Source organism: Clostridium magnum DSM 2767, from assembly GCF_001623875.1.
Lineage (GTDB): Bacteria > Bacillota > Clostridia > Clostridiales > Clostridiaceae > Clostridium_AM > Clostridium_AM magnum.
This window is the reverse complement of record NZ_LWAE01000004.1, coordinates 407,906-430,909: the sequence shown is the minus strand read 5'-3', so window position 1 is coordinate 430,909 and position 23,004 is coordinate 407,906. Positions and strand designations below refer to the sequence as shown.

Here is a 23,004-nt window from a genome sequence, read left to right as displayed (position 1 = left end):
TATAACTAAGAAGTGTATTAAAATGCAGCATTTTAATACACTTCTCCTATTAATTGAGCAGTAAAATTTAAGTATTACTGCAGTAACCCATTTTAAATTTATAAGGTGATTTATTTTCATTTTTAAAAAATACTTTGCTGAAATATGCAACATCAGTGTAGCCCACTTCCATGGCAATTTGTGTTATAGACTTATCTGTATTAACTAACAGCCTTTTAGCATTTTCAAGTCTTAAATTTGTAACATATTGAGTAAAGGTTACTCCTATTTTTTGTTTGAAATATCTACTTAGGTACTGAGGGTTTAAGTGCACAAAATTCGCTACAGTATTTAATTTTATATCTTGTGTATAGTTGTTATGAATATATTTTATTGCAGCTTTTATAGTATTTTCAGAAATTTCCTTAGACTTTAAATTAGCTATTTTTGTAGAGTCAATATTCTCTATAGATTTAAGAGCTTTATATACGGAAGCTTTTAAATCAGATGGTCGTACAGGTTTTAATAAATAATCTATTACCCCATATTTTATTGCAGTTTGTGCATAGTCAAATTCTCCATAGGCTGTCATTATAATTGTTTTAGTGTTTGGTAGAAAATTAATTATTTCTTTTTGAGCATCTAGACCAGTTTTTTCAGGCATTTTTATATCCATAAGAATTATATCAGGTTTATAAATCTTGGCATTTAATACTGCTTCTTCGCCGTTTTTAGAATCTTCTTTAATATCAATATTAAAGAATTCTCTTTGTAGTATTATTCTTAACGCTCTTCTCTCAAGAGGTTCATCCTCTACTATCATAAGTTTATACACCTTAATCATCACCTTCTTAGTTAAAATATTATAAAATTTATTGGAACAATATAGCGAAAATTTAATTAATATCTTTATCTTAAATAATAAGAGTTATTATTTAAGCTTTGGGATACATACACATACTTTTGTTCCAACACCAGGTTCACTTTCTATTTTAAGACCATAATCCTTACCAAAATAATGTTTAAGTCTACTATCAGTATTTTGAAGTCCTATACCTAAACCACTATCAGATAGATCTTTTACGTTATTCAATAAATTTAGTATACTACTATGAATTCCTTTGCCGTTATCACTTATTTCAATTAACATATCTTTTTTTGAATTAGAGCTGCCCTTTATAGTTATTTTTCCACCCTCTTTTTTTGTTTCAAGACCATGAACAAGGGAATTTTCAACAAGTGGCTGAAGAATCATAGTTGGAATTCTACATTCATTAAGAGATTCTTCTATGTTAATTTCATAAGTTATTCTATCGCTATACCTTAAAGTTTGGATAAAAAGATATCTTTTTATATTAGCAATTTCAGCTTCAAGTTTAGGAAATTCTTCTGAGTTTCTTAAGTTATATCTTAATAAATCAGAGAGGTTATATATTAGCTCTTCTGTTGTAGGAGCATCTTCAACTAGAGCCATTCTTGCTATTGTATTTAAAGTGTTAAATAGAAAGTGAGGATTGATTTGAGCTTGTATAGTTTTTAATTGCATCTTCTTGGCATGTTGTTCAAGCTTGATTTTCTCTTCACTTTCTTTTAATAATTTTTCTTGAGTAAGAGTATGAAGCCCCATTTGAGCAATATAGTTTGCAAGAAAGTTATAAAATTCAACATAATTCTGTAGATAATCACTTTCAACAATTTCTATGAGCTCAGCAGCTTCTTTTAATTTTTCTAGGGGAATTTCATATTCTTCAGAAATTCTTTTTAAGTCTAGGGTGTCTCTTGTTTGTTGTCCCTTTAATAGAACTTGACCACCTAATACAGAACCTAGATAAACATCGTTTACTATTATAGGTGCAGCACAATCTATAAGTCCTGTATGACAGGTATAAACTCTAGGTTTTTTAGCTTGCATAGCTAAAAAACCTGCTTGTGAATCACAGGAGATACAGTTTTTACATCCTTTTGGTGAGGAACGAATAAGCTTACAAAATGGAGTGAAATTATTTTCATTACATACTGGAATGCCATGAATATCTACTGTAATTGCAGAAAATACAACTATTTTAGCTAATTTATCTTGAATATCCTTTAGAGTGTTTATATCAATAATGTCACTAAACTTAAGATCTTTTAATGAATTCATTTGTATATCCTCCGTAAAAAGAAATCTTGTAAATAGGTAAATTGCTTAGAAGTCTAATTTATATATGTATTTGTAAAATCTAAGAATGTTTTAAAAATCATATGATTTGAAAGTTAGAGAAAATAAAATTTATTAAAGGTATTTTCAAAACAACCAAACAAGTTAAAAAATTAACATTTAATCAATCGTACTACTAAAGTAAAGTTTTTTAGTATTTAATAAAATTATAATATTTAATGTATTGCTTTACAAGAAAATTAACTAATTAATATAAAAATATAACAAATTCCTAACACATCAAAATAATACAACATATATAAATATATATTGTACAAAATGGAGTCGAATTTATTAAAAAATTTCAATCAGTTTGGTAATAAAATTAAATTGCAAACTTGATTATAAAAAATATTAAAACTTATGGAGGTGCGATTTTATGGGACAAGAAGCATTGGGAATGATAGAAACTAAGGGATTAGTAGCTGCTGTAGAGGCTGCAGATTCAATGGTTAAGGCAGCAAATGTTGCTTTAATAGGATATGACAAAATAGGATCAGGACTTGTAACTGTTATGGTAAGAGGGGATGTTGGAGCTGTTAAAGCTGCTACTGATGCTGGTGTTGCTTCAGCTAAGAGAGTAGGGGAAGTTATTTCAGTACATGTAATTCCAAGACCACATACAGATGTAGAAAAAATATTACCTTCATTGTCAAAATAATTAGAGGTTTTGAGGTGAAAAAATGGATCAAGAGATAATTAATAAGGTTTTGGAAGAGCTTAGAAAGAAAATAAATATAGAAAGCTCAAATAGTGATTTGATAAAGAGTACCGCAACTGAAATAAATAGCATAGAAAATCTTAAATCTGAGTTACAAGAAGAAAAATTAATAGAAAAAGAGGAAAAGAGGGGAGTTCATATGGTAAATGATATACCTACGATAACAGAATATGTAGGATGTGCTATTGGAGATACAGTTGGTTTAGTTATAGCTAATATTGATGGATATCTTCATGAGAAAATGAAATTAGATCCTAAGTATCGTTCATTAGGAATTGTAAGCGCAAGAACAGGTGCTGGTCCTCATATTATGGCCGCAGATGAGGCTGTAAAGGCAACAAATACTGAAATTGTGGCAATAGAGCTTGCAAGGGATACAAAAGGTGGAGCAGGACATGGATCACTTATAATTTTTGCTTCTGAAGATGTATCGGATGCAAGAAGAGCTGTTGAAGTTACATTAAAAGATGTAGAAAGAACTTTTGGTGATGTATATGGTTGTGATGCAGGACATGTAGAGCTTCATTATACTGCTAGAGCAAGTCTTGCACTTGAAAAGGCCTTTGGAGCTCCACTTGGAAAATCTTTCGGAATAATTGTAGGAGCACCAGCAGCAGTAGGTTTGGTTATGGCAGATACTGCAATGAAAACTGCTAATGTAGAATTAGTTACTTATGCAAGCCCGAATGATGGTACAGCACACTCAAACGAAATTATTATAACAATAACAGGAGATTCAGGGGCTGTTAGGCAGTCAGTAATAGCAGCTAGAGAAGTAGGAATAGGAATATTAAAATCTATGGGACAAAATCCTGTTTCAACCACAAAGCCTTATATTTAAAATACATATAACATATGGGCAATGTGAGAACGTTTAATTAAAATCATAAATGGAAATCTAATTTTAAAATAAAACATCCTTTTCAACTAAATTTATGTAAATTGCGTAAAAAGGATGTTTTAAAAATATATAATACTAAAATAGTTGTAATCATTAGGTTTAGTTATTCATGTAAAAAAGTTTTAAGTTGAAGTAAACAAAGGTGGTGTCAACAAAGATGCAGGCACTTGGATTTATAGAAGTTGTGGGAAAGGTTGCAGCTATTGAAGCAGCCGATACATGTCTTAAGTCAGCAAATGTTAATCTAATAGGTTATGAACTTACAAATGGAGCACTGATAACCGTAAAGGTAGAAGGCGACGTAGGTGCAGTCAAGTCTGCAATCGATGCTGCTAAGGCAAGGGATATAGTTCAAGATCAATTAGTAGCTGCTTTAGTTATTCCAAGACCAGCTAAAGGAATTAGTGCAATGGTTGAATCGGAGCCAACTAAACAAGTAGTATCTAAGACTAAAGTAGAGGACAGTGAGAATAGTTATAAAAATGAAGGAGAAATGGAGTTTTCTAATAAAGTAGAAAATAACGAGGAAGTTTTAGATCCGGATGAAGTAAATAATAATGAGACTTCAACCTGTAGTGAGAGGGTAAATGAGGATATTTTTATATCTGAGAAAAAGGACAATAAAGATAATAATAAAGATGTTGAAGATGTACAGGAAATAAGTACAGTCATAGATATAGGCATGATTAAAAGTGGTAAGGTTAAAGCTGAGATTGAAAATAGCAATGATACCGATAATACAGATAATGAATTAGTTGAAGAAAATCAACAATTAGAAGATAAAAAAGAGATTAGTTGTAATTTGTGCCATGATCCAATGTGTTTAAGAAAAAGAGGACAACCTAAAAATTTATGTATGCATTACAAAGATAAAATGGATAATATTGGAGGTGATACAAGTTATGAAGCTAAATGATATGCTTGTAAAAGACATAGTTTGGGAAATAATTAAAAAATCAAAAATCAAGGATAGGAGCTTATGTATACCTGTTGGAGTGTCTAATAGACATATTCATCTAACTCAGGAGGATTTAGATACTTTGTTTGGCAATGGGTATAAACTTACTATAAAAAAAGAATTAAGCCAACCAGGACAATTTGCAGCTGAAGAGACTGTATGTATTGCGGGACCGAGGGGTTGCTTTACTAACGTAAGAATTCTTGGTCCCGTAAGGAAATATAGCCAAATTGAAATATCTAAAACGGATGCCTTTAGCTTAGGGATAAAGGCACCAGTAAGAAATTCAGGAAACATATCTGGATCAGCTTCTTTATGTGTAATCGGACCTAAGGGAATGAAAGTATTCAATGAAAATGTAATATGTGCAAAAAGGCACATACATATGACTGAGAAACAATCACAGTTATTTGGAGTTAAAGATAATGATTTGGTAGATGTAGAAACCTTAGGGGAAAGAAAAGTGGTATTTAATAATGTACTTATAAGAGTAACTGAGGATTCTGACCTGGAAATGCATGTAGATACAGATGAGGCAAATGCTACAGAAATAAAAAACAAAGATTTAGTAAGGATTACAGGTAAAAATAGGTGATAGCTATGTTGGAAAGTGCAAATAAAGTTATAAAAGATATGGAAGATAAAATTTTAGATGAAAATTTAAATTTTAAAAATAGTGAAAATATCATTAAAAAGTTAACTAAAAGTGATATAAAAGTGGGAGTGGACTTAGGGACATCCAATATTGTTATAACGGTTTTAGATAAAGAGAATAGACCTATAGCTTGTGCTTTAAAATCAGCTAGAGTAGTAAAGGATGGTATAGTAGTAGATTACATTGGAGCAGTAAATATTGTGAAAGAACTTAAAGAAAGAGTAGAAAAAAAGCTCAATCTAGAACTTAATTATGCAGCAACTGCTATACCTCCAGGAATAATTAAAGGAAATGTCAAGGTTATTAAAAATGTTGTTGAAGCATCTGGCTTTCAGGTTACTAATGTTATAGACGAACCTGAGGCAGCAGCAAAAGTTCTTAATACTAAAAATGGAGCTGTTGTTGACATTGGTGGTGGTACCACAGGTATATCAGTATTAGAAGATGGAAAAGTTGTCTTTTCAGCAGATGAACCAACTGGAGGAACTCATCTTACTCTTGTTACTGCAGGAAACTTCAATATATCCTTTGAAAATGCAGAGAAATACAAATTAGATCCTAATAACTATAATATGGTTTTTCCACTTGTTACACCAGTAATTGAAAAAATGGCAGATATAGTTTTAAGAAGCATAAATGGATTTTATGTGGAGTGTATTTACCTGGTTGGAGGAACCTGCTGTCTTAAAGGGCTAGAAAGTGTTTTCCAAAAATATACTTCAATAAAATCAATAAAGCCATATAATCCCTTACTTGTAACACCAATTGGAATTGCTATAAGCAATATCTAGAATGGGGCGCTATTATGAATATGGAAGAAATAATAAAAAGTATAGTTAGACAAATATTGCCATTAATTAATAAAAAGATATTAATTTTTATAAGTGGAGGCAAGGTTAATGCAGAAAGTCTGATAAGCACGTTATCAGATTTTGAATTAATAGATTATAACATAGTCATGTCGGAGGCAGCAGCATCAGTTATAGATAAAAGATTAATAGAAAAATTAAAAGGTAGAATTATAGACTCGCAAGATAAGTTAAATGAGACTATAAGGAGCTCGGAGTTTATCCTGATTCCTATACTTACAAGGAATACCTTAAGTAAAGTGGCTCTAGGAATAGAAGATAACCTTATCACAATTGGTATAGCACGAGCAATAATGCTTAGTAAAGAAATTATTGCTGTGAGAGATAGCTATGATTCCCAAAATTCCATTAACATTTCTGAAGGATTTTCAAGTAATTTAGCTTACAATTCAATGCTTTCAAATCATGAGAAAATATTAGATAGTTTTGGGGTTAAATTTATTGACTCAAGTGAATTTAGAGAAACTATTCAGGATAAATTTTACAAATCATCACTTCAACCTTTTGATAAGAAAAAAGTTGATATTCCGGAGAGATATACTGAAAGCAATAAAAAGGAAAATATAGCCAGACAAAACAAGCTTATTGAAAACAAAAAAGAAGAAAGAATTATATTTAATTCTTCTATTTTGACAGTAAAAGATATTAACCACACTTTAGAGGATGGTGTGATTAGGTTAAATAAGGGGACAATAATTACTCCTCTAGCTAAAGATTATATTTACAATAATAATCTTAGAGTTGAATTCTGTTAAGCTATTAAAAATTAAAAAATGGAGGTAGAAAATAATGGAAATATTAGATAGAGATTTACAATCAGTACAAGAAACAAGAAATCTTATTTTAAGAGCAAAAAAAGCTCAAGAGCAATTTAAAAATTTTTCTCAAGAACAGATAGATAAAATTGTTAAAGCAATAGCTGAGGCTGCTGAGGCAGAAGCTGTGAGACTTGCAAAGTTAGCTAATGAAGAGACTGGTTTTGGAAAATGGGAAGATAAAGTATTGAAAAATAAGTTTGCAAGTAATATCGTGTATAACCATATAAAAGATATGAAAACTGTTGGAATCATTAATGAAGACATAGAAAAAAGAATAGTAGAAGTGGCTGTACCCATGGGCGTTGTAGCTGGTCTTATTCCTTCAACAAATCCTACTTCAACTACAATCTACAAGGCGTTAGTGGCATTAAAAGCAGGAAATGCTATAGTATTCTCACCACATCCAACTGCTAAAAAATGTATTATAGAAACTGTAGAGGTATTAAGCAAAGCAGCAGTAGAAGCTGGTGCACCAGAAGGCATAATTGGATGTATGACTATCCTTTCAATGCAAGGAACAAATGAACTAATGAAACACAATGATGTTGCATTAATACTAGCTACTGGCGGAGAAGCAATGGTTAAGGCTGCTTATAGTTCAGGAACACCGGCAATAGGAGTTGGACCTGGAAATGGACCAGCATTTATTGAAAAATCTGCAGATCCTGAACTTGCTGTTAAAAGAATAATTGATAGCAAAACCTTTGACAATGGTGTAATCTGTGCATCAGAGCAATCAATCGTTATAGAGGCCTGCAGTAGGGAAGAGATTGTGGCAGAGTTAAAGAAACAGGGAGCATATTTTTTAGATAAAGCTGAGTCTGATAGATTAGGTAAGTTTATATTAAGAGCCAATGGAACAATGAATCCACAAATAGTAGGAAAGAGTGTACAAACATTAGCTGAACTAGCAGGTTTAGACATACCAGAGTGCACAAAAGTGTTAATCTCTGAACAAGATACAGTAGGAAAAAATAATCCTTACTCAAGAGAAAAACTTGCTCCAATATTGGCATTTTATTGTGAAGAAAATTGGGAAAAGGCTTGTGACAGATGTATTGAAATATTGATGAATGAGGGAAAGGGGCATACTTTAGTAATCCACTCAAATAACGATGACGTGATAAGGGAGTTTTTACTTAAGAAACCTGTGTCAAGATTACTTGTAAATACTCCTGGAGCACTTGGTGGAATTGGTGGAACAACAAATCTTGTGCCTGCTTTAACATTAGGATGCGGTGCAGTAGGTGGAAGTGCAACCTCAGATAATGTTGGTCCAATGAATCTATTAAATATTAGGAGACTGGCTTATGGAGTTAAGGAACTGGAAGAATTAAAAGGCGAAGAGCCTGAAAAAGCATTAGAGAGTATATCAGAAGATGCCCTTGAAAACATTGTTAGAAGTCTTTTGTTAAAGTTAAACTCTTAAAATTGAACAATCAAGTAAAAATTCTAGTTAAAGAGGTATTTAGTTATGTATTTGGCAAAAGTAGTTGGTAATGTTGTATCAACTCAAAAAAGTGAAAAACTTATTGGTGCAAAGCTTCTATTAGTTAGACTAATTGATGATAATAAAAACGTTATTGAAAGTAACTCTATAGTTGCTGTAGACACAGCCGGTGCAGGTATAGGGGATAATGTTCTTTTAGTTAAGGGTAGTTCAACAGGAGCCATATATGAAGATAAAAGAATTCCAGCTGATGCAGCTATTGTGGGTATTATTGATTCTGTTGAAGTAGATGAAAGATATAAGTAGTAGAAAGCTGTTAACCTAGTAAAAAAGGAGGTGTAAGCGTGGATTTACTTGAGAAGATTCGACAGGCTGGAATTATAGGAGCCGGTGGAGCTGGTTTCCCTACTCATGTTAAGCTAAACTGCAAGGTTGAGTATTTTATAGTGAATGGATTGGAATGCGAACCATTACTTCAATCGGATAAATATATGATGCGAAACAAGAATGATGAAATAGTACAGGCAGTAGAAGAAATCGGCAAGGCAATTGGAGCAGAACACTTGGTAATAGGATTAAAAGAAGAGTATAAAGATGAGATACAGGCATTAAGGGCATCTATAGGAAAGTTTAATTCTAGGGTAAAGCTCCATTTAAGCAGAGCCTTTTATCCAGCTGGAGATGAGCAGGTTTTAGTTTATGAAGTAACAGGAAGAACAATACCACCAGCAGGAATTCCTTTGAATGTTGGTGCTGTGGTTTCAAATTCTGGTACTGTATTTAATATATATGAAGCTATGCAGGATAAACCTGTGACATATAAATTTGTTACGGTTATAGGTGAAGTATCTAAACCTTCCATTGTCAAAGTGCCTATAGGTACAACAGTTAAAGAAATTTTAGAAAAGTGCGGCGGAGTAATTACTAGAGATTATGCCATAATAATGGGGGGGCCTATGATGGGAAAAAGAATGTCAAAGGATCAGATCGAGAGTAGAGTTATTACAAAGACTGATGGTGCCATTATAGTACTACCTGCAGATCACTATTTAGCTGAAAGGGAAAAAATGACTATTGACCATATGAAGAACCAAGCTAAGTCTGCTTGCATACAATGTCATTTCTGTACAGACATGTGTCCTAGAAACCTAATTGGACATCCAATAAATCCTCATAAAATCATGAGAAGTGTTGCATTAAATGAAGATAATAAGGATGTTTTAAAGCAGGCAATAATATGTTGTGAGTGTGGAGTATGTGAAATGTACGCGTGTCCTATGAGATTATCGCCTAAGCGTATCAATGTCTATGTAAAAGGTAAATTAAGAGAAAGTGGAGTAAAGTGGGAAAACACTACAAACACATTTACAGGCAATATATTAAGAGACTATAGAAAAGTACCTACAGAAAGATTGGTAGCTAGATTGCAGCTTAGTGGATATAAAAGACAAAGACTGCAGGAAGGTGAAGAAATAAATCCTATTGAAGTAAAGATTCCTTTAAGACAGGGAATAGGAACAGCAACAGCTGCTGTTGTTAATGTTGGAGATACTGTGGAAAAAGGACAGCTTATAGGCAGAGTTGAAGAGGGTAAAATGGGAGCAAATGTTCATGCAAGTATTGCTGGAGTAGTCTCTGAAATAAGCGATAGTATAGCTATAAAAGCTATCCAAGCCGAGGTGATAAAATGATAAGAACTATAGGATTGATAGAATTAAATAGTATTGCTAGGGGAATTCAAGTTGCAGATGAAATGATTAAGTCTGCAGAAGTAGAGTTACTTTTAGCTAAAACTGTTTGTCCAGGCAAATACATTATTTTAGTTACAGGTAATGTAGGTGCTGTACAGGCGGCAATTAGCCATGGTGAAGCTGCTGGACGAGAAGCTGTAGTTAATAAGTTATTAGTGCCTAACGTTCATCCACAGGTAATACCTGCGATTAATGCAGCTAGTAATGTTGAAAAGTTAAGAGATTTAGGGGTATTGGAATTCTTTAGTATTGCATCTGCTATTATTGCTGCTGATGCAGCGGCTAAATCAGCAAATGTAGAATTAATAGAAGTTAGATTGGGAGTTGGAATTGGAGGAAAAGCCTTCATAACTCTTACTGGTGACATAAGTTCAGTTAATAATGCTGTAACAGTAGGAGCAAATACAGCTCTTGAAAGTGGAATGTTAGTAAACAAGGCTATAATAGCTGCTCCAAGTAAGGAATTACTTCAGAGCTTGCTTTAGCCTTTTAACATACTTAAAAGTACTAGTAATTTTGGTATTGCAGCGGCTATTGTTTGTATTGATACCGCTGCTACTAAGTAATAGATATTATAAACGTAAAAGAAGGGATAATATGAATACATTTAGCATTAAACCTACAATTTGTTTTGATACAGGATCGATAGAATATTTGAAAAATATAAAGAATAAAAGAGTGTGTATAGTTACAGACCCATTTATGATTAAGTCAGGTGCTGCAGATAAAATAACTAATATCTTCAAAGCTAATAAGGTGGAATATGAGATTTTTTCAGAGATAAAACCTGATCCAACAGTCCAAACTGTTGCTGCAGGAGTAAATAAAATGAGAACCTTTAAACCGGATGTAATAATTGCATTAGGTGGTGGTTCATCAATTGATGCTACAAAAAGCATTATACTCTTTACTGTTAAAATTTTAAATGCTAGTGGAGATGAATACAAAAAACCATTATTTATAGCGATTCCAACTACTAGTGGTACTGGATCTGAGGTTACTTCATTTTCAGTAATTACAATGGGAACAACAAAGTTTCCATTGGTTGATGATAAGATAATTCCAGATATAGCTATAATAGATGCGGATTTTGTTAAAACAGTACCTCCACAAATAACAGCAGATACTGCAATGGATGTTTTAACTCATGCTATTGAGGCTTATGTTTCTACAAATAACTCAGATTATACAGATGCTCTTGCTGAAAAAGCAATTAAAATAGTATTTGAATATCTGATAAAAGCCTATGAAAATGGAGAAGACTTAGAAGCTAGGGAAAAACTACATAATGCTTCTTGTATGGCTGGTATGGCATTTACAAATGCGTCTCTAGGAATTAATCATAGCATTGCACATACGTTAGGAGGTAATTTTCATATACCTCATGGCAGAGCAAATTCGATTTTGTTACCTTATGTTATTAAGTATAATGCTAACTTAGAATCAGGAGAAGAAACAGAAGCAGGAAAAAGATATGCCAAGTTGTCTAAGATTTTAGGTTTGCCTTGTTCTTCGATAAGTGAGGGAGTAAAAAGCATTATTGTTGCAATAAAAATATTAATGAAGACAACTAATATTCCTATGAACTTAAAAGAAGTAAATATAGATAAAAATGATTTTCTAAATAAGCTAGAAAGTATGGTAAATGATGCTTTAAATGACAAGTGTACAGCTACTAATCCAATAAAGCCTAGTAAAGAAGAGTTAACGCAATTATTTCAAGAGATTTATGGTGAATGAGATTGTTTTCATAAGGTAATAAAATTGTTAATGATCAGGAGGAGAATAATAATATGAAAAATAACTTATTTGGTGAGTGTTTGGCTGAATTCATGGGTACATTTATTTTATTATTTATTGGAATTGGAGTAGTAGCATCTCTAGTTGCAGTAGGGGCAGATGTTACATTTTGGGGATTATCTATATGTTGGGGATTAGCTATAACAATAGCTATATTTGTTGTTGGAGCTACTTCTGGAGCTCATATAAATCCGGCGGTTACAATAGCTCTAGCAGTATGGAAGGGTTTTGATAAGAAGAAAGTAATTCCTTATATTGTTTCACAATTTTTAGGAGCTTTTGCAGCAGCGGCAATAGTTTATGGATTATATGGTAGTGCTATAAAACAATTTGAAAGTAGCAAAAATATTATTAGAGCATCACAAGCTGGCTGGAGCTCAGCAGGAATATTCAGCACATTTCCTAGAGCAGGATTATCAATGACTAATGCTTTTATGGTAGAAGTATTTATAACAGCTATTTTAGTATTAGTTATTTTTGCAGTGACTGATGGAAATAATAGCAGTTGTCCTAAGGCGGGCATGCCAGCTTTAGCTATAGGGTTAGTGGTAGCATTATTAGGGGTTTCCTTTGGGCCTTTAACTGGTTTTGCCATGAATCCAGCTCGTGATTTTGGACCAAGATTATTATGTGTGTTAGCAGGATGGGGAACAAGTGCTTTTGGACCTGATAACTATGGACTTATTGTACCAATATTTGCACCTATTGTAGGAGCTATTTTAGGTGGAGGTATCTATGAAAAATTAATTTCACTTTATTTACCTACTAGAATAGAACTGGAGATTGAAAAGAGCTAAGAAGCATAATAGCGGGTATATAAGATGAAAATATAAAAGGTGTAATCTGAATAAATTGGTGATATGCTCCCCCTTGCGGTAGACAGTTAAAATAAAAAACTGTTTATTTCAAGGGAGGCATATTTTTTTATGAGTCGAAAAGCTAAAGCTACATTTGAAAACAAAGAATAGCTTTCATCTGGTTATAATAACTGAAGGTTTTAAATTTTAACTAAAATCATATTGATTAATTGTTGTTTTAATAGTAAAATGATAATGTAAATTGTACGTACAAATTTTTAGTTTGTATGAATGTTATTTTATTATAAAGAGATAATATTTGAAGTACTTGTTTAACTATGAAAGGACAAGCAATAAATTCATATAAATATAACAATAGTAACAGAAATATTGGAAAAAGCTCCATAACACATTGTACGTACATTATATGTTGGGGGCTAAACACATATCTGCTAAGAAAACGTTTGTAAGTGTTTTAAAAAAGTTATCAATTCACATAATATAAATATAAATATTAATATTGTGGATATTTTATGGAGGATTAAAAATGAGTGTTGCAATGAATGATATGAAAAATTCCATTATCAACGGAAAAACAGTGCTTGGTATTGAACTTGGTTCAACCCGAATTAAAGCAGTTCTAATTGGTGAAGACAATACACCTATCGCTTCCGGCAGCCATGAATGGGAAAATAGCTATATTAACAATATCTGGACCTACAGCTTAGAGGATGTTTGGAAGGGTATACAGGATAGTTATCAGAAGATGGCCAGTGACGTAAAAGAAAAATATGGAGTAGCCCTTACAACTATTGGTGCAATCGGTTTTAGTGCTATGATGCATGGTTATATGGTTTTCAACAAAGAGGGAGAACTTCTAGTACCATTCCGTACATGGCGTAACACTATTACTGAAAAGGCTTCAGAAGAATTGACTAAGCTATTTAACTACCATATTCCTCAAAGATGGAGTATAGCTCATCTTTATCAGGCTATTTTAAATGGCGAAGAACATGTATCAGATATCGCATTCCAAACAACATTAGAAGGATATGTACATTGGAAATTAACAGGTGAAAAAGTTTTAGGTGTTGGTGAAGCATCAGGAATGTTTCCTATTGATATAGACACAAAAGACTATAATAAAACTATGATTAATCAGTTCAATGAATTAATTGCTCCTAAAAACCTTCCATGGAAGCTTGAAGATATCATGCCAAAGTCTTTAGTAGCTGGTGAAAGTGCTGGAGTTCTTACTGAAGAAGGAGCAAAGCTTCTAGATGTTACAGGACAATTGAAACCGGGTATTCCACTTTGTCCTCCAGAAGGTGACGCAGGAACAGGTATGGTTGCAACAAATAGTATTGCTAAGCGTACTGGTAATGTGTCAGCTGGAACATCTGTTTTTGCAATGGTTGTGCTTGAAAAGGATTTGGCAAAAGCATATGAGGAAATCGACTTAGTTACAACACCTACCGGTAACTTAGTAGCTATGGTTCACTGTAATAACTGTACATCGGACCTTAATGCATGGGTTGGCGTATTTAGAGAATTTGCCGAGTCAATGGGAATGGAAGTTGACATGGATAAGTTATTTGCAACTTTATATAACAAGGCTCTTGAAGGAGATGCAGACTGCGGCGGATTACTAGCCTATAACTATTTTTCAGGTGAACATATAACTGGTTTTGAAGAAGGACGTCCATTATTTGTGCGTACACCGGAAAGTAAATTTAATTTAGCTAACTTTATGCGTGTACATTTATTTACATCCTTAGGTGCACTAAAAACTGGTTTAGATATTCTTCTTAAAGAAGAAGGCGTTAAGGTTGATGAAATGTTAGGTCATGGTGGACTATTTAAGACTAAAGGTGTAGGACAAAAGATTATGGCTGCAGCTATAGATGCTCCTGTTTCTGTTATGGAAACTGCCGGAGAAGGTGGAGCATGGGGAATGGCATTACTTGCCTCATATATGCTTAACAAAGCTGAAAATGAGACATTAGATGATTATTTAACACATAAAATATTTGCAGGTCAAGTTGGTACAAAAGTTGAACCAGACTCTAAGGACGTGGCAGGCTTTGATGAATTTATGAACCGTTATACTAAGGGACTTGCGATTGAAAGAGCAGCTGTATATAATCTTAAATAGTTAATGAGGGCACACTATACAGAAAGCTTTTGTAAAAGAAAATAAATTAAAGAATAGAAGAATTAAATTAAGCCTATATCTTAAATTACTATGTAAAATAAGATATAGGCTTTGTTTCATATTATTTAATTTTGGCTTTGAGTCTGAGCCTGAGATTGTTGTGCTGCTCTAACACTAACTTTAGATATAGTAGTTTTATTACTATCTGAATAGGAAATATCTAATCTATCTCCTACTTTTATGTCTTTTACAGTTATAGTTTTTTCAGTTCCACCATTTTCACCTTTGTTAAATGTAGTGATAGAAACCCCATCAGAAATTTTTATAGTTTTAGTTTCTCCAGTGTATTTGACTTCCATTTTAGGTCTTTCACCAGGTTGTCCGCTAGGTTTTTGTCCACTTTGATCACTAGGGGCATTTCCAGTAGTTTTTTGATCAGCTTGCTGTGTACTTTGAGTTGAAGTACTTGCGCTTGAGTTGGTGCTTTGTCCATCCTGTGATTTACTATTTTTGTCTGAATTCATAGCTGGAAGTTCAATAAGTTTTAATGTAACCTCACTACCGCTAATCGCTGTAACTTCCCCAGCAAGATCAGGCATTTTTTTATTTTGATTGCTTGTAGTAGAACTGCTGCTTTGAGTAGTAGTAGTAGTACTAGCTTGGGTGCTTGTACTATTATTTTGACTGCCACAACCTGTGAAAAGAGACATTAAAATTACTGAAGTAGTTACGAGAGTTAGTATTTTTTTCATATTTCTATTCCTCCTTGATATTTAAATATCATGTTTTCGTATGTTTATTATTATAAAAACCCAGTATTACATTTATATTACAGAACTAAGGCAAAAGTGTGGCAGAAGCACTTTATCCGATGACTACCTGTTCTAATACTCCAATCTGATTCAAGTCTACACCTCATCAATTGAAGATTGAATTAGATGAAAGCTAAGACAAGATCAAAGAGATATTACATCTAAGTACTTATCAGATAAAGTTATAAAACTGTAATTAAGCTGTAACTAAACTGTAACAATCTAAGATTAAAATATATATATGTTTAACCTGACTAACTTGGCGTAAGTCTCCCACTTTATATTAAACTCCTCTTCCTAACGTCAGAGGAGTAAGTGATTCACACAAAATCATAGATTTTGGTTCTCTGCTTAAGTGGGAGTTCAACGCCAAGTAAGCCATGCATTCGCAGCTCTAAAATTCAGATGGGGTAAAAGAATCCCCATCTGAATTAAGATCTTGCTTCAATTGTGAAAAATTCAATGAAGGAGTTTCAAAGGTACATGAAAATGACATTTTTCAAAAAAAACCTGCTTAAAATAGGTCTAATTCTTGCACTAGTAGTATCAGTATTTTTATACATTTATACAACAGTGAGTTATAAAACTAATACCAATGTAATAAAGTGTAAAATTTTTCCTATTCCTTTAGATATATAAAAATTATTAAATAAATGATGAAATATTTTGTTTATTTGTATTGATTAATTTAATCTAAGATGATATTATAAACATATGAAATGTACGTACAAATTTTGATTAAGTGCATACATTTATTTGCAGAAATTATATTGTGGAAGTAAAATTTTTTATTAATGATGAAAACGATTATAAAAATAAGTCTAAGAGGGGTTAATATTTTTGTTATAGAACTCTAGGGCTAAGCAGGCAAAAGTAAGGAGGTTAAAAAGTGTTAGAAGATTTAAAACAAAAGGTGCTTGAGGCAAATTTAGAATTAGTTGAAAAAAACCTTGTTATATACACTTGGGGAAATGTAAGTGGTATTGATAGAGAAAAAGGTCTTATAGTTATAAAACCAAGTGGTGTAGATTATGATAAGCTCAAGGCAGAAGATATGGTTGTTGTAGATCTTAAAGGAAATGTAGTAGAAGGAAAATTAAAACCTTCATCAGATACACCTACTCATGTTGTACTTTATAATGCCTTCAAAGAAATAGGGGGAGTTGTTCATACTCATTCAGAATGGGCTACTAGTTTCGCACAGGCAGGCTTAAGTATTCCGGCCTTTGGAACAACTCATGCAGACTATTTCTACGGTGAAATACCTTGTACAAGACCTATGACTGCTGAAGAAATAAATGGTCAATATGAAAAGGAAACTGGCAACGTAATAGTTGAAACCTTCAAAGATGTTGATCCATTATTTGTTTCAGGTGTAGTAGTAAACGAACATGGACCATTTAGCTGGGGGACAAGTCCGGAGGATGCTGTTTATCATGCGGTAGTAATGGAGCAGGTTGCTAAGATGGCGTTTAATACTATTAATTTAAAAGGGAATAGAGAACCGATGGATAAAGTACTTCTAGATAAGCATTTCCTAAGAAAGCATGGAAAAAATGCTTACTACGGACAATAATATCACTAAAATAAGATAACTGAAAGGTTGTTTGCAGAACACTGTAAACCATCATTATAAAATATCATTAGGGGGTTAACAAAGATGAAAATATTTATTGATACAGCTAATGTAGAGGATATAAAAAAGGCCAATGACATGGGAGTTATATGTGGTGTTACGACTAACCCATCTTTAATTGCAAAAGAAGGTAGAGATTTTGTTGAAGTTGTTAAAGAAATTACTACTATAGTAGATGGACCTATAAGTGCAGAAGTAATAAGCTTAGAGAAAGATGGAATGGTTGCTGAAGCAAGAGAATTAGTAAAGATACACAAAAACATTGTTATAAAAATTCCTATGACAATAGAGGGATTAAAGGCTGTAAAAGTTCTTACTGCTGAAGGAATAAAAACAAATGTTACACTAATATTCTCTTCAACACAAGCTTTACTTGCAGCAAGAGCAGGAGCAACTTATGTAAGTCCATTTTTAGGAAGATTAGATGATATTGGATCAGTAGGAATGACATTAATAAAAGAAATATCAACTATATTTAAGGCTTATAATATACCAACAGAAATTATTTGTGCTAGCGTAAGAAATCCTCTACATGTAATCGAAGCTGCTCAATTAGGAGCCGATATTTCAACAATTCCTTATAATGTAATTGTTCAAATGGCAAAACATCCTTTAACAGATATAGGCATAGAGAAGTTTTTAAAGGATTGGGAAAGTGTGCCTAAAAAGTAATAACTAAAAGAGTATAACTGTTAGGAGGATACAAATGGATAAAAGTAAAGAAAAAGAATTGGCTATAATAGCTATTAAGGTAAGAAAAGATATAGTAGAGCAGGTATACAGGGCTAAATCTGGACATCCAGGAGGTTCGCTTTCTATAGCAGATGTGCTGACAGTATTGTATTTTAACAACATGAATATAGATATAAATAATAGTAAATGGGAAGATAGAGATAGATTTGTATTATCTAAAGGGCATTGTTCTCCAGCCCTATATGCAGTTTTAGCAGAAAGAGGTTTTTTCCCAGTTGAGGATTTAAAAGGCTTTAGAAGTATTGATAGTGTTTTACAGGGACATCCAGATATGAAGTATATTAAGGGAGTAGATATGTCCTCAGGATCATTAGGGCAAGGTTTATCTGCTGCTAGCGGCATGGCACTTTCAGGAAAAGTACACAATAAGAACTATACAGTTTATGCTGCTTTAGGAGATGGTGAAATAGCAGAGGGGCAAATTTGGGAAGCTGCTATGTTTTCTGCGCATTACAAATTAGACAATCTTATTGCATTTGTTGATGTTAACGGACTCCAGATTGATGGACCTACCTGTGAAGTTATGAATTCAGAACCGATTGATAAAAAATTTGAAGCCTTTGGGTGGAATGTTATAAAGATAGATGGACATAACTATGATGAAATAGATTCAGCTATAAAAAACGCAAAAGAAATAAAAGAAAAGCCTACCGCTATAATATGTAAGACAACGAAGGGGAAAAATGTATCCTTCATGGAAAATCAAGCTAAGTGGCATGGTTCAGCACCTAATGAAGAACAGTATAATCAAGCTATTAGAGAATTAGATGAGTTGATTTCTAAATTGGAGGTGCTTTAAATGTCAGAGATAATAGCAACAAGAGAGGCTTACGGTAAGGCTTTAGCAGAACTAGGGAATAAATATGAATTCTTTGTTTTTGATGCTGATTTAGCAGAAGCAACAAAAACTGGAATCTTTAAAAAAGCGTTTCCGGAAAGGTTTTTTGATGCAGGAATTGCGGAGTCAAACATGATATCTACTGCAGCTGGAATGGCTGCCTGCGGAGATGTAGTTTTCGCTAGTTCCTTTGCTATGTTTGCAGCAGGAAGAGCTTTTGAACAAGTAAGAAATTCAGTATGTTACCCTAATTTAAATGTAAAAATATGTGCTACTCATGCAGGATTATCTGTTGGTGAAGATGGGGCAACGCATCAGTGTTTAGAAGATATAGGAATTATGAGAACTATACCTAATATTACTATATTGAGCCCTGTTGACGCAGTAGAAACTAAGGCGGCAATAGAAGTGGCTATACAGACAGATGGACCATTCTATGTAAGATTAGGTAGAATGGGTGTACCAGTAATAAATGATGAAAGCACATACAAGTTCGAGCTTGGAAAAGGAGTAACCTTGAGAGAGGGTAAGGACGTAACTATAATTTCTACAGGAATAATGGTATTCGAAGCGCTTAAAGCTGCTGAAACTTTAGAAAAAGAGAATATAAGCGCTAGAGTAATAAACCTTCACACATTAAAACCTGTAGATAAGGATATAATAATTAAAGCAGCTCAAGAAACCGGAGCTATAGTAACTGTAGATGAACACAACGTTATGGGTGGGCTTGGAAGTATAGTTGCTGAAGTAGTTGTAGAAAAATATCCGGTACCAATGAGAATAGTTGGAGTTAATGATACTTTTGGACAATCAGGAAAACCTGCACAGTTGTTTGAAAAATATAACTTGACTAGTAATGATGTTGTAAATAGTGTAAAGCAAGTATTAGAAATTAAGAAATAAAAGTTCGAATAACACTTATCAAATATTTAAGGTTACAGGAGGATTAATTATGTTACAAGTTAAAAAATCAGTATTTTGGTTTATTACTGGAAGTCAGCATTTATATGGTGAAGAGGTATTGAGACAAGTAGATAGAGATTCACAAGATATGGTAGATGGATTAAACAAAACTGGAAAGCTTCCATATGAGATAGTTTTCAAACCAGTTGTAACGACTCCAGAGTCTATCCGTAAAATATGTGTAGATGCTAGTTCAGACGATTCTTGTGCTGGTATAATCACTTGGATGCATACTTTCTCACCTTCAAAAATGTGGATTGCGGGATTATCAGCATTAACTAAACCATACCTTCACTTACACACTCAATATAACAGAGAAATTCCATGGAATAGCATAGATATGGATTTCATGAACCTTAACCAATCAGCTCATGGTGACCGTGAACATGGATTTATTGGTGCTAGAATGGGCCTAAATCGTAAGATAGTTGTAGGATACTGGCAGAACCCTGAAGTGGTAGAAAACATTGGGTCATGGATGCGTGTTGCAGTAGGATACCAGGAAGGACGTCAGCTTAAAGTTGCAAGAATAGGGGACAACATGCGTGACGTTGCTGTAACTGAAGGCGATAAAGTTGAAGCTCAAATTAAATTAGGTTGGTATGTTGATGCTTATGGAATAGGCGATCTTGTAGAATACGTAGATGCTGTATCTGAATCAGATCTAAATGCTCTTATGGATGAATATGATCAATTATACGAAATTCCAGAAGAAGGACGTAAAGCTGGTGCTTTCCGTAATTCAATCCGTGAACAAGGAAGAATTGAGCTTGGAATGAAAGCGTTATTTGAAAAAGGTGGATACACTGCGTTTACTACAAACTTCCAACACTTGAATGGAATAAAACAACTTCCAGGACTTGCAGCTCAACGTTTAATGGCTCAAGGATACGGTTTTGGAGCTGAGGGAGATTGGAAAACTGCTGCACTAGTACGTGTAATGAAGATTATGGGAGATGGGCTTACTGGTGGTACATCCCTTATGGAAGACTATACTTACCACTTAGAAGCTGGAAAAGAACTGATATTAGGTGCACATATGCTTGAGATATGTCCTTCAATTGCATCTAGCCGTCCTAAAATTGATGTAAAACCACTTGGTATTGGAGGAAAAGAGGCGCCAGCACGTTTACTATTTGAAGCTAAAGAGGGTCCAGCAGTTTGTGCTTCCTTAATAGATATGGGAAATCGTTTCCGTCTAATAGTTAACGAAGTTGATGCTGTAAAGGTTGAAAATAAGATGCCAAATCTGCCAGTTGCAAGTGTACTTTGGAGACCACAACCTTCACTTGCTGTAGCTGCAGAAGCTTGGATTATGGCTGGTGGTGCTCATCATACTTCTTACTCATATGATGTAACTGCTCAGCAGTTAGTTGATTATGCAGAAGCTGCAGGCATTGAATGTGTAGTTATAAATAAAGATACTGACCCACTTAAGTTCCGTAATGAACTTAGATGGAATGAAGTTGCATGGGGCTATCGCTTTCGTTAACTTTCAGTATATGTAGTTTTAAAGAAGGTTGTTCTAAAAATGCTTTTAGAACAACCTTCTTCAAAATATTTACAGTACAGTCAATATTAAAAATATATAAATATGTACTATGTTTATATATTTTATTGATTAAAGTTGTTGCAGATAGTAAAATAAAACTATTGATTGTACGTACAATTGAAGGGAGAACCAAAAAAATTATGGAAAATAGTTCGACTACAAAATATTCAATGATAGAACAGCATTTTATTAAGAAAATATACTCAGGTGCTATAAAATACATGGAACAGATTCCTACTGAAAATGAAATAGTACAAGCATTTAATGTAAGTAGACACACGGTAAGAAAGGCATTAGATAATTTAGAAAATAATGGTTTTATAAAAAGAGAACAAGGCAAGGGGACGTTCTGCTGCTATAGTATAGAAAAGAAAACAAGTCGGAAAATAGCTATAGTTACAACTTATATATCTGACTATATTTTTCCAGGAATTATAAGCGGTGTAGAAGATGTCTTAAGTTCATTCGGACATACTTTATCTCTTTTTAATACTAATAATGATAAGAATAAAGAAGCAGAATGTCTTAGAAAAATCGTTGATGGAGACTTTGATGGTGTTATAATAGAACCTACCTTGAGTGCCTTAGAAAATGTAAATATTAATTATTTTAGAGAATTGGATAAAAATAATATTCCTTACGTTATGTTTCATGCTAAGTATGATGAATTGGATTGTTCATACCTAACAATGGATGATTTAGAGGGAGGATATATTGCTACTAAGTATTTACTGCAATTAGGTCATAGAAAAATATGTGGCATTTTCAAGAGTGATGATATGCAAGGAGTAAATAGACGCCTTGGATATATTAAAGCATTAAATGAATTTAATGTTGATATTAATTATGATTTTATTGGTAATTATACAACTAAAGAGTTAAATTCTTATGCCTATGAATTTACAAGTAATGTTCTGGCTAGAAATGATAAACCTACTGCATTCTTTTGCTATAATGATAAAATAGCATTTCAGGTAATTCAAGCAGTGAGAGATTGCAATCTTAGAGTGCCTGAAGATATATCAATTATAGGCTATGACGATTCAAGTCTTGCTATTGCAACGGAGACTAAGTTAACTACTATAAAACATCCTAAGATAGATATGGGAAGAAAAGCAGTAAGGATGTTACTGGATGTAATTGAGAGAAAAGTTGATAAAAACAACTATGTATATAAACCTGAGCTAATAGTTAGAAACTCCTGTAGGAGCATTTGATAGATGATTGGAGAAAATATAAACCTAAAATAGCTTTACATATAAATTTATCAGTTTGAAAATTTATATGTAAAGCCTAGTTTTGTTCATTATGTAAATTTTACTTTTTATCCGATGACTACCCGCTCTAATACTCCCATCTTCTTCAAAGTGTACGTTGCGAGCGGCTACGTCCCTGG

Annotated in this window: 22 protein-coding genes; 19 read left to right on the top strand and 3 right to left on the bottom strand. The window is 33.1% G+C overall.

Annotated elements, in window-relative coordinates; genetic code table 11:
* Positions 1-67: 67 nt before the first annotated feature.
* Complete coding sequence (locus CLMAG_RS18730) at positions 68-802, bottom strand: response regulator transcription factor (RefSeq protein WP_242873075.1); 735 nt, start codon at positions 800-802, stop codon at positions 68-70.
* Positions 803-910: 108 nt separating this feature from the next.
* A complete protein-coding gene (locus CLMAG_RS18725; protein WP_066626177.1) occupies positions 911-2,122 on the bottom strand; it encodes a sensor histidine kinase in 1,212 nt (403 codons plus the stop codon).
* Positions 2,123-2,558: 436 nt separating this feature from the next.
* On the opposite strand from CLMAG_RS18725, the gene pduA reads away from it, so the two are divergent.
* From pduA to CLMAG_RS18660, 13 genes are all read left to right on the top strand, one after another.
* Positions 2,559-2,840, top strand: a complete 282-nt coding sequence (gene pduA, locus CLMAG_RS18720) for a propanediol utilization microcompartment protein PduA (protein WP_066626175.1) — start codon at positions 2,559-2,561, stop codon at positions 2,838-2,840.
* A 22-nt stretch (positions 2,841-2,862) separates the two neighbouring features.
* The gene (pduB, locus tag CLMAG_RS18715) at positions 2,863-3,741 is read left to right on the top strand and encodes a propanediol utilization microcompartment protein PduB (RefSeq protein ID WP_066626173.1); all 879 of its coding nucleotides are present in this window, start codon (positions 2,863-2,865) and stop codon (positions 3,739-3,741) included.
* Positions 3,742-3,958: 217 nt separating this feature from the next.
* The gene (locus tag CLMAG_RS34425) at positions 3,959-4,717 is read left to right on the top strand and encodes a BMC domain-containing protein (RefSeq protein WP_066626171.1); all 759 of its coding nucleotides are present in this window, start codon (positions 3,959-3,961) and stop codon (positions 4,715-4,717) included.
* Positions 4,704-5,354, top strand: a complete 651-nt coding sequence (locus tag CLMAG_RS18705) for a phosphate propanoyltransferase (RefSeq protein ID WP_066626169.1) — start codon at positions 4,704-4,706, stop codon at positions 5,352-5,354. The genes CLMAG_RS34425 and CLMAG_RS18705 overlap by 14 nt, the downstream gene beginning before the upstream one ends.
* 5 nt (positions 5,355-5,359) lie before the next feature.
* Positions 5,360-6,205: an ethanolamine utilization protein EutJ gene (eutJ, locus tag CLMAG_RS18700; RefSeq protein ID WP_073393346.1), complete on the top strand. Its 846-nt coding sequence runs from the start codon at positions 5,360-5,362 to the stop codon at positions 6,203-6,205.
* Between the two features lie 14 nt (positions 6,206-6,219).
* Entirely contained in the window at positions 6,220-7,038 is an 819-nt protein-coding gene (locus CLMAG_RS18695) for a flavoprotein (RefSeq protein ID WP_066626167.1), read from the top strand.
* Between the two features lie 34 nt (positions 7,039-7,072).
* Positions 7,073-8,530, top strand: coding sequence for an acetaldehyde dehydrogenase (acetylating) (locus CLMAG_RS18690; RefSeq protein ID WP_066626165.1), 1,458 nt, complete (start codon positions 7,073-7,075; stop codon positions 8,528-8,530).
* Between the two features lie 45 nt (positions 8,531-8,575).
* Positions 8,576-8,857 carry a EutN/CcmL family microcompartment protein gene (locus tag CLMAG_RS18685; protein WP_066626164.1) on the top strand — a complete coding sequence of 94 codons (282 nt, stop codon included), beginning with the start codon at positions 8,576-8,578 and terminating at the stop codon, positions 8,855-8,857.
* A 38-nt stretch (positions 8,858-8,895) separates the two neighbouring features.
* Positions 8,896-10,242, top strand: coding sequence for a 4Fe-4S dicluster domain-containing protein (locus tag CLMAG_RS18680; protein WP_066626163.1), 1,347 nt, complete (start codon positions 8,896-8,898; stop codon positions 10,240-10,242).
* Positions 10,239-10,787 carry a BMC domain-containing protein gene (locus CLMAG_RS18675; RefSeq protein WP_066626162.1) on the top strand — a complete coding sequence of 183 codons (549 nt, stop codon included), beginning with the start codon at positions 10,239-10,241 and terminating at the stop codon, positions 10,785-10,787. The genes CLMAG_RS18680 and CLMAG_RS18675 overlap by 4 nt, the downstream gene beginning before the upstream one ends.
* 112 nt (positions 10,788-10,899) lie before the next feature.
* Positions 10,900-12,042: a 1-propanol dehydrogenase PduQ gene (locus tag CLMAG_RS18670; protein WP_066626161.1), complete on the top strand. Its 1,143-nt coding sequence runs from the start codon at positions 10,900-10,902 to the stop codon at positions 12,040-12,042.
* Between the two features lie 53 nt (positions 12,043-12,095).
* The gene (locus CLMAG_RS18665) at positions 12,096-12,899 is read left to right on the top strand and encodes an MIP/aquaporin family protein (protein ID WP_066626159.1); all 804 of its coding nucleotides are present in this window, start codon (positions 12,096-12,098) and stop codon (positions 12,897-12,899) included.
* A gap of 547 nt (positions 12,900-13,446) precedes the next feature.
* Entirely contained in the window at positions 13,447-15,054 is a 1,608-nt protein-coding gene (locus tag CLMAG_RS18660; RefSeq protein WP_066626157.1) for a xylulokinase, read from the top strand.
* A gap of 125 nt (positions 15,055-15,179) precedes the next feature.
* Here CLMAG_RS18660 and CLMAG_RS18655 read toward each other — a convergent pair whose 3' ends face one another.
* Positions 15,180-15,806 (bottom strand): hypothetical protein, encoded by a 627-nt coding sequence (locus CLMAG_RS18655; RefSeq protein ID WP_066626156.1) that lies wholly within the window; start codon positions 15,804-15,806, stop codon positions 15,180-15,182.
* Positions 15,807-16,755: 949 nt separating this feature from the next.
* Between CLMAG_RS18655 and araD the strand changes: the two genes are divergently transcribed.
* The 6 genes from araD to CLMAG_RS18625 all read left to right on the top strand — a co-directional run bounded on the left by araD (position 16,756) and on the right by CLMAG_RS18625 (position 22,825).
* Entirely contained in the window at positions 16,756-17,442 is a 687-nt protein-coding gene (gene araD / locus CLMAG_RS18650) for an L-ribulose-5-phosphate 4-epimerase (protein ID WP_066626149.1), read from the top strand.
* A gap of 84 nt (positions 17,443-17,526) precedes the next feature.
* On the top strand, positions 17,527-18,174 hold the full coding sequence (fsa, locus tag CLMAG_RS18645; protein WP_066626141.1) for a fructose-6-phosphate aldolase: 648 nt from the start codon (positions 17,527-17,529) through the stop codon (positions 18,172-18,174).
* 34 nt (positions 18,175-18,208) lie between these two features.
* Positions 18,209-19,054: a transketolase gene (locus CLMAG_RS18640; RefSeq protein ID WP_066626138.1), complete on the top strand. Its 846-nt coding sequence runs from the start codon at positions 18,209-18,211 to the stop codon at positions 19,052-19,054.
* Positions 19,055-19,996 (top strand): transketolase family protein, encoded by a 942-nt coding sequence (locus CLMAG_RS18635; protein WP_066626134.1) that lies wholly within the window; start codon positions 19,055-19,057, stop codon positions 19,994-19,996.
* 49 nt (positions 19,997-20,045) lie between these two features.
* Entirely contained in the window at positions 20,046-21,548 is a 1,503-nt protein-coding gene (araA, locus tag CLMAG_RS18630; RefSeq protein WP_066626131.1) for an L-arabinose isomerase, read from the top strand.
* 200 nt (positions 21,549-21,748) lie between these two features.
* Complete coding sequence (locus tag CLMAG_RS18625; RefSeq protein ID WP_066626294.1) at positions 21,749-22,825, top strand: GntR family transcriptional regulator; 1,077 nt, start codon at positions 21,749-21,751, stop codon at positions 22,823-22,825.
* Positions 22,826-23,004: the final 179 nt, after the last annotated feature.

Coding starts and splice junctions, on each gene's coding strand:
- CLMAG_RS34425 (WP_066626171.1), top strand. CDS start 3,959: ATGCAGGCACTTGGATTTATAGAAGTTGTGGGAAAGGTTGCAGCTATT.
- CLMAG_RS18725 (WP_066626177.1), bottom strand. CDS start 2,122: ATGAATTCATTAAAAGATCTTAAGTTTAGTGACATTATTGATATAAAC.
- eutJ (WP_073393346.1), top strand. CDS start 5,360: ATGTTGGAAAGTGCAAATAAAGTTATAAAAGATATGGAAGATAAAATT.
- CLMAG_RS18635 (WP_066626134.1), top strand. CDS start 19,055: ATGTCAGAGATAATAGCAACAAGAGAGGCTTACGGTAAGGCTTTAGCA.
- pduA (WP_066626175.1), top strand. CDS start 2,559: ATGGGACAAGAAGCATTGGGAATGATAGAAACTAAGGGATTAGTAGCT.
- CLMAG_RS18655 (WP_066626156.1), bottom strand. CDS start 15,806: ATGAAAAAAATACTAACTCTCGTAACTACTTCAGTAATTTTAATGTCT.
- CLMAG_RS18685 (WP_066626164.1), top strand. CDS start 8,576: ATGTATTTGGCAAAAGTAGTTGGTAATGTTGTATCAACTCAAAAAAGT.
- CLMAG_RS18640 (WP_066626138.1), top strand. CDS start 18,209: ATGGATAAAAGTAAAGAAAAAGAATTGGCTATAATAGCTATTAAGGTA.
- CLMAG_RS18625 (WP_066626294.1), top strand. CDS start 21,749: ATGGAAAATAGTTCGACTACAAAATATTCAATGATAGAACAGCATTTT.
- araA (WP_066626131.1), top strand. CDS start 20,046: ATGTTACAAGTTAAAAAATCAGTATTTTGGTTTATTACTGGAAGTCAG.
- CLMAG_RS18705 (WP_066626169.1), top strand. CDS start 4,704: ATGAAGCTAAATGATATGCTTGTAAAAGACATAGTTTGGGAAATAATT.
- CLMAG_RS18690 (WP_066626165.1), top strand. CDS start 7,073: ATGGAAATATTAGATAGAGATTTACAATCAGTACAAGAAACAAGAAAT.
- pduB (WP_066626173.1), top strand. CDS start 2,863: ATGGATCAAGAGATAATTAATAAGGTTTTGGAAGAGCTTAGAAAGAAA.
- CLMAG_RS18675 (WP_066626162.1), top strand. CDS start 10,239: ATGATAAGAACTATAGGATTGATAGAATTAAATAGTATTGCTAGGGGA.
- CLMAG_RS18670 (WP_066626161.1), top strand. CDS start 10,900: ATGAATACATTTAGCATTAAACCTACAATTTGTTTTGATACAGGATCG.
- CLMAG_RS18695 (WP_066626167.1), top strand. CDS start 6,220: ATGAATATGGAAGAAATAATAAAAAGTATAGTTAGACAAATATTGCCA.
- CLMAG_RS18660 (WP_066626157.1), top strand. CDS start 13,447: ATGAGTGTTGCAATGAATGATATGAAAAATTCCATTATCAACGGAAAA.
- fsa (WP_066626141.1), top strand. CDS start 17,527: ATGAAAATATTTATTGATACAGCTAATGTAGAGGATATAAAAAAGGCC.
- CLMAG_RS18665 (WP_066626159.1), top strand. CDS start 12,096: ATGAAAAATAACTTATTTGGTGAGTGTTTGGCTGAATTCATGGGTACA.
- CLMAG_RS18730 (WP_242873075.1), bottom strand. CDS start 802: ATGATAGTAGAGGATGAACCTCTTGAGAGAAGAGCGTTAAGAATAATA.